Origin of the sequence: Frateuria edaphi (assembly GCF_021117405.1) — a bacterium.
Lineage (GTDB): Bacteria > Pseudomonadota > Gammaproteobacteria > Xanthomonadales > Rhodanobacteraceae > Frateuria_A > Frateuria_A edaphi.
Window position 1 is genome coordinate 1,145,654 of the sequence record NZ_CP088251.1, and the last position, 11,703, is coordinate 1,157,356.

The window sequence follows — 11,703 nt, forward strand, 5'->3', positions numbered from 1 at the left end:
TGCGCGACAGCCACGGATCCTGTCGCGCAGGTGCGCCTTCCAGGAAGTTCAGGCCTGCGCTTGCGCCGCGTAACCCTTGAGCTTGGCCAGCATCGCCGTCAGGCCATTGGAACGCGTCGGAGAGAGATGCTTGGCCAGGCCGATCGACTGAACGAACTCGGGCTCGGTCGCGAGGATCTCGGCGGCCGGCCGATCCGAGTACACGCGCAGCACCAGTGCGATCAGACCGGACACGATGGCCGAATCGCTGGTTGCGGTGAAATGCATTTTCTCCGAGTCGCCATCGGGGACCAGCCACACCATCGACTGGCAGCCGTGCACCCGGTGCTCCTCGGTCTTGCGCTCCTCCGGGAAGGGCGGCAGCTGTTTGCCCAGGTCGATCAGATACTGGTAGCGCTCGGACCAGTCGCTGAAGAAGGCGAATTCCTCGGCAATGTCGAGCTGCGCCTGCGCGGCGCTGGGGGTAGTGGTGTTCATGCGGACATTATCGCGCAGCGCGACGCGACGGGCAGGGTCGCCTGCAGGAGTCCGCTTGAGCGCGATGCCTTGTTCCGGATGGACGCAAAAATGCATCGCCGCGCAAGCGGACTCGTGAGGAGAGCCGCTAGCTTTTTGAAATGCTCCAGCGCGTGCCCTGCGCGCCGTCCTCGATCACCACGCCCATGGCGGTCAGTTCGTCGCGGATGGCGTCGGCTCGGGCAAAGTCGCGCGCCGCGCGGGCAGTGCGGCGATCTTCGAGCAGGGCTTCGATACGGGACGCATCGACCGCCTCGTCCCCGCGCCTGAACCAGGCCTCCGGGTCCTCCTGCAGCAGGCCGAGCAGGGCGCCGCCACCCAGCAGCGCGGCCTTGGCCGCGGCACTCGCGGACTGGCGTGCGGCATCGGCAAGCAACGCCAACTCGGCGAGTGCCTGCGGGGTGTTGAGGTCGTCGCAAAGGGCTGCCTCCACCCGCGCGGGGACGGGCAACTCGCCCTCCACCGGCACGTGCGCCAGGTCGCGCAGCACGCGGTACCAGCCATCCAGCGTGCTTACCGCCTGCGCCAGCGCGGCATCGGACCAGTCCAGCGGCTGCCGGTAGTGACCGCGCAGCAGCAGCAGGCGCAATGCCTCTGGCGGATGACGCTTGAGCAGCTCGTGCACCAGCAGCACGTTGCCCAACGACTTGGACATCTTGCGCCCGTCGAAAGTAAGCATGCCGTTGTGCAGCCACCAGCGCGAGAACACTTCGCCACCGTGCGCGCAGGTGGACTGGGCGATCTCGTTCTCGTGGTGCGGGAACGTGAGATCCACGCCGCCGGCATGGATGTCGATCGTCGTGCCCAGGTGCGCCGCGCTCATGGCCGAGCACTCGATGTGCCAGCCCGGGCGGCCGCGGCCCCAGGGGCTGTCCCAGCCGGGAAGCTCGGGAGTGGAGGGCTTCCACAGCACGAAATCCGCGGGATTCTTCTTGTATGGCGCCACTTCCACGCGTGCGCCGGCAATCAACTCGTCGGTGTCGCGGCCGGAGAGCTGCCCGTAGGCCGCATAGGTGCCGACGTCGAACAGCACGTGGCCGTCGGCTGCGTAGGCATGGCCGCCGGCGATCAAGGCTTCGATCATCGCGATGATCTCGCCGATGTGCGCTGTCGCATGGGGTTCGAGGTCCGGCGGAGCGATGCCCAGCGCCGCCATGTCCTCGCGGTAGGCGGCCGTGAAGCGGTCGGTGATCGTGCCGATGGGCGTGCCCTGGGCCAGCGCCGCGGCGTTGATCTTGTCGTCCACGTCGGTGATGTTGCGGGCGTAGACCACGCGCGGGTAGTGCCGCCGCAGCAGCCGCACCAGCACGTCGAACACCACCGGCCCGCGCGCGTTGCCGATGTGCACGTAGTTGTAAACCGTCGGCCCGCACAGATACATCGTCACGCGCTGCGGATCGAGCGGCACGAAGGGATCGGTGCGGCGGGTGAGGCTGTTGTAGAGCGTGATCGGCATCGGAGGTGTCGGGGGCGCGGCCAAGCCGCGCATCTTAGCAGGCAGCTTTCAGCTTCCTCGCGCTCCGGGGGCCGAGGGGCGAAGGGCGGGCTCGCCGGGAACCCGGGGGCTCAGGAAACCGACAGATCCTGAACGGACCCGGTGCGGCCGGTCATCCGCCGAGTGCTCTAAGCGTTGATTCAGCGTGAATTTGTTGCAATGACAATCGCGCAGAAGCGCATTACGGACCATGCTGGAGGTCCCATGACCAAGATGTTTCTCCCCGTTCTCGCGCTCGTTCTCGCCACTGGCGCCGTTCAAGCGCAGGACGGGCGGTATGCCGAAGGCGACGACGCGAACACCCACTACGGCTGGGCCGACGTATTGCGCGTCGATCCGGTGTACGGCGTCGCCCGTAGCGAAGTGCCGCGGCAGGAGTGCTATGACGAGCCCGTGGTGCGTCGCGAAGGCGGCGGCAACACCACCGCGGGCACCGTGCTTGGCGCGGTGATCGGCGGCGTGCTCGGCAACACCGTCGGCAAGGGCGACGGCCGCAAGGCGGCCACGGTCGCCGGCGCGGTGGCCGGTGGCGCCGTTGGCCACGGCGTGGCCGGCCGCGGCGAGCGCGAGTACGACGACACGGTGACCCGCTGTCGCCAGGTCAGCTCGGTCAGCGAGCAGCGCCGCCTGATGGGTTACGACGTCGAATACCGCTACCACGGCGACGTCTACGTCTCGCGACTGAACTACGATCCGGGCGAGCGGCTGCGGGTGCGCGTGAGCGTCGCCCCGGCCGAATAACAGGCCCTGCGCCACGAAGCCGCCGCCTCCGGGCGGCGGTTTTCGTTTTGGCCGTCCGTTTGTATGGACGTCCAAAAAAAGTTGTTGCGCCGCCACACGAATGCCGGCATGATGCCGGCTCCCCTGTCCGGAACCGCCATGTCCGCAGCCGTCTACACCGCTACCGTGCTTACCAGCGCCCGTATGGCCGCTGGCATGACCTCGCGTGCGCGCCGACCGCTGGTCCGACATCCGGCCGGGTAGGCTGTCGCTGCACGCGCAACTGGCGCAACGACGAACAAACCCGGCCACCGCGCCGGGTTTTTTGTTTTCAAGAAGCCCGCCGCGGTCGCCCCCGACCCGAGTTGCTTGTGCGCAGGTCGATCTGCGCAGAAGCAAACAGCGGCCATCCATGGCCGCTCTCTTCACAAGAGGCACCCGCCGATGGCCCTTCGACATTTCCTCACGACCCAGGACTACAGCCGCGCCGAGATCGACGCCCTGCTGGAGCAGGCTGCCGCTTTCAAGCGATCGCCGCGTGGCCAGCAGCTGGCCGGCAAGTCCATCGCGCTCCTGTTCTTCAATCCCTCGATGCGCACGCGCACCAGCTTCGAGCTGGGCGCGTTCCATCTCGGCGGCCACGCGATCGTGCTTGCGCCGGGCAAGGACGCCTGGCCGATCGAGTTCGAGGTGGGCACCGTGATGGACGGCGAGGCGGAGGAACACATCGCCGAAGTCGCGCGCGTGCTCAGCCGTTACGTCGACCTGATCGCCGTGCGCGCCTTCCCGAAGTTCCAGGACTGGTCGGTGGACCGCGAGGACCGCGTCATCAAGGCGTTCGCCCGCTACGCCACCGTGCCGGTGATCAACATGGAAACGATCACCCATCCCTGCCAGGAACTGGCGCATGCGCTGGCGCTGAAAGAACACCTGGGTGACCTGCAGAACAGGAAGTACGTGCTGACCTGGACCTATCACCCCAAGCCGCTCAACACCGCCGTGGCGAACTCGGCGCTGCTGATCGCGACCAAGCTCGGCATGGACGTGACCCTGCTGTGCCCCACGCCCGAGTACGTGCTCGACGAGCGCTACATGGAGGCCGGTCGCCAGAACGCCGCGCAGAACGGTGGCTCGCTGAAGGTCAGCCACGACATCGAAGAAGCCTATCGCGGCGCCCACGTCGTCTACGCCAAGAGCTGGGGCGCGCTGCCGTACTTCGGCCGCTGGGAGCAGGAAAAGCCGATCCGCGAGGCACACCGCCACTTCATGGTGGACGAGGCCAAGATGGCATTGACCGACAACGGCCTGTTCAGCCATTGCCTGCCGCTTCGCCGCAACGTCAAGGCGACCGACGGGGTGATGGATGCGCCCTACTGCATCGCCATCGACGAAGCCGAAAACCGCCTGCACGTGCAGAAGGCCGTAATGGCCTCGCTGCTTGCTTCTTGACCGCCCGATCCGAACGAGACAACCCATGAGCCAGCAAGACATCGTCCTCGCCTTTTCCGGCGGCCTCGACACCAGCTTCTGCGTGCCCTACCTCAAGGAACAGGGCTTCAACGTGCATACCGTGTTCGCCGACACCGGCGGCGTGGATGACGAGGAGCGCGCCTTCATCGAACACCGCGCCGCGGAACTCGGCGTGGCCAGCCATCTCACCGTCGACGGCGGCCCCGCGATCTGGAACGGCTTCGTCAAACCGTTCGTGTGGGCAGGCGAGGGCTACCAGGGCCAGTACCCTCTGCTGGTCTCCGACCGCTACCTGATCGTGGAAGCTGCCCTCGCGCGGTGCGCCGAGCTGGGCACCAACGCGATCGCGCACGGCTGCACCGGCATGGGCAACGACCAGGTGCGCTTCGACCTTGCGGTGAAGGCGCTGGGCGACTACCGCATCGTGGCGCCGATCCGCGAGATCCAGAAGCAGCACACCCAGACCCGCGCCTATGAACAGAAGTACCTGGAAGAGCGCGGCTTCGGCGTGCGCGCCAAGCAGCAGGCCTACACCATCAACGAGAACCTGCTGGGCGTGACCATGTCAGGCGGCGAGATCGACAAGTGGCAGACGCCGGGCGAGGGCGCGCGTGGGTGGTGCAAGCCGCGCGCCGAATGGCCGTCCGGACCGCTTGCAGTAAAGGTGGGTTTCGAGCGCGGCGAAGCAGTGAGCCTGGACGGCGAACGCCTGCCGGGGCACCGGCTTCTGGCAAAGCTCAACGCGTTGTTCGCGCGTTACGGCGTCGGCCGTGGCATGTATACCGGCGACACGACCATCGGCCTAAAGGGCCGCATCGTGTTCGAGGCGCCCGGCCTGTTCGCGCTGCTGGCAGCCCATCGCGCGCTGGAGGAGGCCGTGCTCTCCAAACAGCAGAACCGGTTCAAGCCCGAAGTGGCGCGCAAGTGGGTGGAAGTCGTGTACGAGGGCTTTTTCCACGATCCGTTGAAGACCGACCTGGAAGCCTTCCTGGCTTCCAGCCAGGCCACCGTCAATGGCGTCGTGACGCTGCAGACCCATGGCGGCACGGTCGAGGCGGTAGCGGTGGAATCGCCGCACATCCTCAACGCCAAGGGCGCCACCTACGCGCAGTCGGCCGACTGGGGCGTGGAGGAGGCGGAAGGCTTCATCAAGCTGTTCGGCATGAGTTCGACGCTGTGGGCGGAAGTGAACCGGAGCGCCAAGGTATGAGCACCACGCTCATTTCTATCCGCCCTCCCGCAGGGATAGGAACTTTGCCTCCGTGGGGCGTGTGATGGGCACCTTGCTGGATGCCACGCTGGAGCACCTGCGCGCGCTGGTCGCCTTCGACACGCGCAATCCGCCGCGGGCCATCGGCACGGGCGGGATGTTCGATTACCTGCGCGCACAGCTGCCCGGTTTCGACGTGACGGTGACCGATCATGGTGCCGGCGCCGTGACCTTGCATGCCGTGCGCGGCCAGCCGCGGCTCTTGTTCAACGTGCATCTGGACACGGTGCCCGACTCGCCCGCTTGGAGCGCCGACCCGCACGTGCTGCGTGTCGAGGACGACCGTGCCATCGGCCTGGGCGCCTGCGACATCAAGGGCGCCGCGGCCGCGCTGCTGGCGGTGGCGCAGGCCACGGACGGCCCGCTGGCGTTGCTGTTCTCCACCGACGAGGAAGCCAATGACGCGCGCTGCATCGCCGGCTTCCTGCACGCCTTTGCCCCGGTCGCGGAGGGAACTCCCTACGAAGCCGTGATCGTGGCCGAGCCCACCCAGGGCGAGGCGGTGCTGGCACACCGGGGTATCCAGTCCGTGCTGATGCGCTTCGCCGGCCACGCGGGGCACGCCTCGGGCGAGCAGAAACCTGCCGACAGCGCCTTGCACCAGGCCATGCGCTGGGGCGCGGCGGCGCTGGACTTCGTGGCCGCGCAATCGCATGAGCGCTTCGGCGGCCTGACCGGCCTGCGCTTCAACATCGGTCGCGTGGAAGGCGGCATCAAGGCGAACGTGATCGCCCCGGCCGCCGAGGTGCGTTTCGGCTTCCGGTCGTTGCCGACCATGGATCCGGACGCGCTGCTCGATCGTTTCCGCCACCTCGGGCAAGTGCCGCCGGTGCACTTCGAGGAAACCTTCCGCGGCAGCTCGCTGCCGGCCGGCGATACCGCCAGCGCCGAGGCAAGGCGACTGGTGGCGCGCGACCTGGCGGACGAGCTGGAGATCCCGGTCGGCAACGCGGTGGATTTCTGGACCGAAGCGGCGCTGTTCTCCGCAGCCGGCTATACCGCCTTCGTCTACGGCCCGGGCGACATCGCCCAGGCGCACAGCGCGGACGAATGGGTCGCGCTCGACCAACTGCGGCAATACGCAGACAACCTCTACCGGATCGTGAGCCGTGGAAACGCATAAGCACACGCGCAAGACCATCGTACGCCTGCTCGAGAGCATGGGCAGCGCGAAGGAAATCCAGCAGTACCTGAAGCGCTTCTCGCAGATGGATGCCAAGCGTTTCGCCGTGGTCAAGGTCGGCGGCGCCGTGTTGCGCGACGACCTGCCGGCGCTGGCCTCGTCGCTGACCTTCCTGCAGCAGGTGGGCCTCACGCCTATCGTGCTGCACGGCGCCGGCCCGCAGCTGGACCAGGAACTGGCCGCCGCCGGCATCACCAAGCAGACCGTGGGCGGCCTGCGCGTGACCACGCCGCAGGCGATGGGCGTGGTGCGACGCGTGTTCCAGCAGCAGAACCTGCGGCTGGTCGACGCGCTGCATGCGATGGACACGCGCGCCGTGTCGGTGGCCTCGGGTGTCTTCATGTCCGACTACCTGGACCGCGAGGCGCTGGGCATGGTCGGCAGGACCACCGGCGTCGAACTCGCGCCGATCGAGGGGGCGTTGCGCGCCAACGCGATCCCGGTGATCGCCAGCCTGGGCGAGACGGCCGAGGGCCAGCTTCTCAACATCAATGCGGACATCGCCGCCAACGAGCTGGTGCGCGTGCTGCAGCCCTACAAGATCGTGTTCCTCACCGGCACCGGCGGGCTGCTCGACGCGCAGGGGCAGGTGATCGACTCGATCAACCTCTCCACCGAGTACGACCACCTGATGGCACAGCCGTGGATCGACGGCGGCATGCGGCTCAAGCTCGAACAGATCGCCGACCTGCTGGCCGACCTGCCGCTCACCTCGTCGGTGTCGATCACGCGGCCGGCGGAGCTGGCCAAGGAGCTGTTCACCCACAAGGGCTCGGGCACGCTGGTGCGCCGCGGCGAGAAGGTGCTGACCTTCGATTCGTGGGAGGGTGTGGACCAGGCACGCCTGCGTAAGTTGATCGAATCGAGCTTCGGTCGCGCGCTGGTGCCCGACTACTTCGAGCGCACCCGGCCCTGGCGCGTCTACGTCAGCGAGAACTACCGCGCGGCGATGATCCTGACCCGGGAAGAGGGCATGGCCTACCTCGACAAGTTCGCGGTGCTGGACGAGGCGCAGGGCGAGGGCCTGGGGCGCGCCGTCTGGCTCGTCATGCGCGAGGCCAACCCGCGTCTGTTCTGGCGCTCCCGCCATGGCAACAACGTCAATCCGTTCTACGACGCCGAATGCGACGGCTCGCTCAAGCAGCCGCGCTGGAAGGTGTACTGGTACGGCATCGACGATTTCCGCCTGATCGAGCGCTGCGTGGCGCATTGCGCGCAGCGGCAGCCGACGCTGGTCGATCCGGCCCCCTTGAAGGACAACGCAGCATGAGGCCGGCCGGGATGGAACGGAAAACCGTAGGTATCGTCGGTGCGCGCGGCCACACCGGCGCGGAGCTGATCCGCCTGATCGCCCGCCACCCAGCGCTGGAGCTGGCCTATGTCTCCTCGCGCGAGCTGGACGGCCAGCGCGTGGACGCCCACGTGCCCGAGTACGCCGGCGAGCTGCGCTACAGCGCCCCCGCGCACGAGGACCTGCCCGCGCTGGGCGCCGACGTGGTGACCCTGGCCCTGCCCAACGGCAAGGCGGCTGCCTGCGTGGAAGCCTTCGACAAGGCGGGCGCGGATCCGCTGATCGTGGACCTGTCGGCCGACTTCCGCTTCGACGAACGCTGGTACTACGGCCTGCCGGAACTGACGCGCGACCGCTGGCGCGGCCAGCGACGCATCAGCAACCCCGGCTGCTACGCCACCGCGATCCAGCTGGCGGTCGCCCCGCTGAAGGACTTGCTGGCCGCGCCGCCGGTGTGCTTCGGCGTGTCGGGCTACTCGGGCGCGGGCACCACGCCCTCGGACAAGAATGACCCCGAGAAGCTGCGCGACAACCTGATGCCGTACTCGCTCACCGGCCACATGCACGAGCGCGAGACCTCGGCGCACCTTGGCGTGCCGGTGGAGTTCATGCCGCACGTCGCGCCGCACTTCCGCGGCCTGACCGTCACCTGCAATCTCTACCTCGCCCGCGCGATGAAGCGCGAGGACGTGATGGCGCGTTTCCGCCACGCCTACGGGGACGAGCCGCTGGTGCGCGTGCTGGATGAGGCGCCGTGGGTCAGCCGCATCGCCGGCAGGCACCACGCGGAGATCGGTGGCTTTGCGATGGGCCCCGATGGACGCCGCGTGGTCGTCGTCGCCACGCTCGACAACCTGCTCAAGGGCGCCGCCACCCAGGCCATGCAGAACATCAACCGCGCGCTGGGGCAGGGCGAACTGACGGGCATCCCGGTGGCGCAGGCGAAACGACCGTAAGGCGAACCCGCGTCGCCTTCGTCCTTTTGCCCGCTGCCGAGAAACCACCATGCGCCTGACCCGCTACCTGCTACCCACCCTCAAGGAAAATCCCGCCGAGGCGCAGATCGCCTCGCACCGGCTGATGCTTCGCGCCGGCCTGATCCGGCAGGAGGCAGCCGGCATCTACGCCTGGCTGCCGCTGGGCCTGCGCGTGCTGAAAAACATCGAGCGCATCGTGCGCGAGGAAATGGACCGCGCCGGCGCGGTCGAACTGCTGATGCCCACGCTGCAACTGGCCGACCTGTGGCGCGAGAGTGGCCGCTACGACGCGTACGGCCCGGAGATGCTGCGCATCCGCGATCGCCACGAACGCGAGCTGCTTTACGGGCCGACCAACGAGGAAATGATCACGGAGATCTTCCGCAGCTACGTCAGCTCCTGGCGCAGCCTGCCGCTCAACCTCTACCAGTTCCAGTGGAAGTTCCGCGACGAGCAGCGGCCGCGCTTCGGCGTGATGCGTGGTCGCGAGTTCCTCATGAAGGACGCCTATTCGTTCGACCTGGACGAAGCCGCCGCACGCCGTTCCTACCAGCGCATGTTCGTGGCCTATCTGCGCATGTTCGACCGGATGGGCGTCAAGGCGATACCCATGCGTGCGGAAACCGGCCCGATCGGCGGCGACCTCTCGCACGAGTTCCTGGTGCTGGCGCAGACCGGCGAATCGGCCGTGTTCTGCGATCGCGCCGTGCTGGATCTGCCCGTGCCTGGCGCGGACGTGGACTACGACGGCGACCTGACACCGCTGGTCGACGCATGGACGGCGCCGTACGCCGCCACCGAGGACGTGCACGACGCCGGCCGTTTCGAGCGCGAGGTGCCGGCGGAACGGCAGGTGCTAGCACGCGGCATCGAGGTCGGCCAGATCTTCTACTTCGGCACCAAATACTCGGTGCCGATGAAGGCCATGGTGCGCGGAACCGACGGCATCGAACGGCCGATCCACGGCGGCTGCTACGGCGTGGGCGTGTCACGGCTGCTGGGGGCGATCATCGAGGCCAGCCATGACGACCAGGGCATCGTCTGGCCGGACGGTGTCGCGCCGTTCCAGGTGGGACTGTTGCATCTGAAGCACGGCGACGCCCGCGTCGACGCAGCATGCGCATCGCTCTACGCCGGCCTGCAGTCCGCCGGACTGAGCGTGTTGCTCGACGACACCGACGAACGGCCCGGCGCGAAGTTCGCCCGCATGGACCTGATCGGCTTGCCCTGGCAAGTGCTCGTCGGACCGCGCGGACTGGACAGCGGCACAGTGGAACTCAAGCACCGGGGGAGCGGCGAGCGGCGCGAACTGGCGCCCGACTCCGCGATCGCCTTCCTTCGCCAATCCCTTTCACCCTTGCATCCGGACGACCAGTCATGAGCGATCTCCTGTGGCAGAAAGCCGGCGTCGAGACCGACGCCAGGATCATGCGGTTCCTCGCCGGCAACGACGTGCTGCTGGACCGGGAGTTCTTCCTGCACGACGTCACCGCCAGCAAGGCGCATGTCGAAGGCCTCGCCCGCATCGGCGTGGTCAGTGCGCAGGAGGCTACGGCGCTCGCGCACGAGCTCGACGCGCTGGCCGGGGATTTCCGCTCGGGCGCCTTCGTCCTGGACGAGCGTTACGAGGACGGCCATTCGGCGATCGAGGCGCGGCTTACCGAGCGGCTGGGCGATGCCGGCCGGCGCGTGCACACTGGACGCAGTCGCAACGACCAGATCCTGGTCGCCACGCGATTGTGGTTGAAGGAAAAGCTCGATGCGCTTGCCAGGCACTGCCGCGCGATCGCGCGCGTGTGCCTGGAGCGCGCCGCGCAACCGGCGCTGCCGCTGCCGGGCTACACGCACCTTCAGCGCGCCGTGGTGTCTTCCACCGCCATGTGGTTCGCCGGCTTCGCCGAAGCCTTCATCGACAACACGCATCGCGCCCGCCAGACACTCGCCTGGATCGACGCCAACCCGCTGGGTACGGCCGCCGGCTACGGCGTGAACCTGCCGCTCGATCGCGAACACACCACCGCGGCGCTGGGCTTCTCGCGCATGCAGGTATCGCCGATCTACGCGCAGCTTTCGCGCGGCAAATTCGAGCTGGCCGCGCTCGAAGCGATGGCCAGCGCGCTGCTGGACTTGCGCCGCCTGGCCTGGGACCTGTCGCTGTTCACGACCGCCGAATTCGGCTTCGTCAGCCTGCCGCCGGAGTACACCACCGGCAGCTCGATCATGCCCAACAAGCGCAACCCGGACGTCGTCGAACTGCTGCGTGCCAGCTACGCCACCGTGGCAGCGGCGCGTTGCGAGATCGAGCAGCTGCTGTCGCTGCCGACCGGGTACCAGCGCGACCTGCAGTTTTCCAAGGGCTCGATCTTCCACGGCATGACCCACGGGCTGGCCGCGCTGGAACTGGTGCCCGACCTGATCGAGCGTATGCGCTGGAACGAGCCGGCCATGCGCGCGGCGATCGAACCGGCGATGTATGCCACCGATGTGGCCATCGAGCAGGCAGCGGCCGGCGTACCGTTCCGTGAGGCCTATCGTGCCGCGGCCGCCGCCGCCGCGGCCGCGGGCGAGGGGCGCACGCCGGAGCGCAGCCTTGCCGAACGGGTGTCGCCCGGTGGCGGTGGGGACGTGGGGCTGGAAATACTGGCCGCACGCCTGGCGGCACTGCCGGGCTGAACAACCGTTCAGTCCGTTTGAGGGGCGGTTCACGGCGTCCGGCCGATACTTCGCGCCATGCCTCCGATCCTGCCAGCGACATCTCGCAAGGCCCGGCGTGCGGCCCGT

The 11,703-nt window shown here is 68.0% G+C and carries 10 protein-coding genes; 8 read left to right on the top strand and 2 right to left on the bottom strand.

Translation table 11 applies throughout. The annotated features are described in order from the left end of the window. Positions 1 to 48 precede the first annotated feature (48 nt). Positions 49 to 477 carry a SufE family protein gene (locus tag LQ772_RS05310; protein WP_231324693.1) on the bottom strand — a complete coding sequence of 143 codons (429 nt, stop codon included), beginning with the start codon at positions 475 to 477 and terminating at the stop codon, positions 49 to 51. Positions 478 to 604: 127 nt separating this feature from the next. Then, positions 605 to 1,972, bottom strand: coding sequence for a cysteine--tRNA ligase (gene cysS, locus LQ772_RS05315; protein ID WP_231324695.1), 1,368 nt, complete (start codon positions 1,970 to 1,972; stop codon positions 605 to 607). Positions 1,973 to 2,215: 243 nt separating this feature from the next. Between cysS and LQ772_RS05320 the strand changes: the two genes are divergently transcribed. From LQ772_RS05320 to argH, 8 genes are all read left to right on the top strand, one after another. Continuing rightward, positions 2,216 to 2,752, top strand: a complete 537-nt coding sequence (locus LQ772_RS05320) for a glycine zipper 2TM domain-containing protein (RefSeq protein ID WP_231324697.1) — start codon at positions 2,216 to 2,218, stop codon at positions 2,750 to 2,752. Between the two features lie 423 nt (positions 2,753 to 3,175). Next, a complete protein-coding gene (locus tag LQ772_RS05325; RefSeq protein ID WP_231324699.1) occupies positions 3,176 to 4,180 on the top strand; it encodes an N-acetylornithine carbamoyltransferase in 1,005 nt (334 codons plus the stop codon). A 25-nt stretch (positions 4,181 to 4,205) separates the two neighbouring features. Continuing rightward, positions 4,206 to 5,411, top strand: a complete 1,206-nt coding sequence (locus LQ772_RS05330) for an argininosuccinate synthase (RefSeq protein ID WP_231324700.1) — start codon at positions 4,206 to 4,208, stop codon at positions 5,409 to 5,411. 64 nt (positions 5,412 to 5,475) lie between these two features. Continuing rightward, positions 5,476 to 6,594, top strand: a complete 1,119-nt coding sequence (locus LQ772_RS05335; protein WP_231324702.1) for an acetylornithine deacetylase — start codon at positions 5,476 to 5,478, stop codon at positions 6,592 to 6,594. 37 nt (positions 6,595 to 6,631) lie between these two features. Further along, positions 6,632 to 7,924: an acetylglutamate kinase gene (locus tag LQ772_RS05340; protein ID WP_231325925.1), complete on the top strand. Its 1,293-nt coding sequence runs from the start codon at positions 6,632 to 6,634 to the stop codon at positions 7,922 to 7,924. 11 nt (positions 7,925 to 7,935) lie between these two features. Continuing rightward, positions 7,936 to 8,901, top strand: a complete 966-nt coding sequence (gene argC, locus LQ772_RS05345) for an N-acetyl-gamma-glutamyl-phosphate reductase (RefSeq protein WP_231324703.1) — start codon at positions 7,936 to 7,938, stop codon at positions 8,899 to 8,901. A 49-nt stretch (positions 8,902 to 8,950) separates the two neighbouring features. Then, entirely contained in the window at positions 8,951 to 10,303 is a 1,353-nt protein-coding gene (gene proS, locus LQ772_RS05350; RefSeq protein ID WP_231324705.1) for a proline--tRNA ligase, read from the top strand. Beyond that, positions 10,300 to 11,595, top strand: coding sequence for an argininosuccinate lyase (gene argH / locus LQ772_RS05355; RefSeq protein ID WP_231324707.1), 1,296 nt, complete (start codon positions 10,300 to 10,302; stop codon positions 11,593 to 11,595). Before proS ends, argH begins: the two co-directional genes overlap by 4 nt. Positions 11,596 to 11,703: the final 108 nt, after the last annotated feature.

Coding starts and splice junctions, on each gene's coding strand:
- LQ772_RS05320 (WP_231324697.1), top strand. CDS start 2,216: ATGACCAAGATGTTTCTCCCCGTTCTCGCGCTCGTTCTCGCCACTGGC.
- LQ772_RS05330 (WP_231324700.1), top strand. CDS start 4,206: ATGAGCCAGCAAGACATCGTCCTCGCCTTTTCCGGCGGCCTCGACACC.
- argH (WP_231324707.1), top strand. CDS start 10,300: ATGAGCGATCTCCTGTGGCAGAAAGCCGGCGTCGAGACCGACGCCAGG.
- proS (WP_231324705.1), top strand. CDS start 8,951: ATGCGCCTGACCCGCTACCTGCTACCCACCCTCAAGGAAAATCCCGCC.
- LQ772_RS05325 (WP_231324699.1), top strand. CDS start 3,176: ATGGCCCTTCGACATTTCCTCACGACCCAGGACTACAGCCGCGCCGAG.
- argC (WP_231324703.1), top strand. CDS start 7,936: ATGGAACGGAAAACCGTAGGTATCGTCGGTGCGCGCGGCCACACCGGC.
- cysS (WP_231324695.1), bottom strand. CDS start 1,972: ATGCCGATCACGCTCTACAACAGCCTCACCCGCCGCACCGATCCCTTC.
- LQ772_RS05335 (WP_231324702.1), top strand. CDS start 5,476: ATGGGCACCTTGCTGGATGCCACGCTGGAGCACCTGCGCGCGCTGGTC.
- LQ772_RS05340 (WP_231325925.1), top strand. CDS start 6,632: ATGGGCAGCGCGAAGGAAATCCAGCAGTACCTGAAGCGCTTCTCGCAG.
- LQ772_RS05310 (WP_231324693.1), bottom strand. CDS start 477: ATGAACACCACTACCCCCAGCGCCGCGCAGGCGCAGCTCGACATTGCC.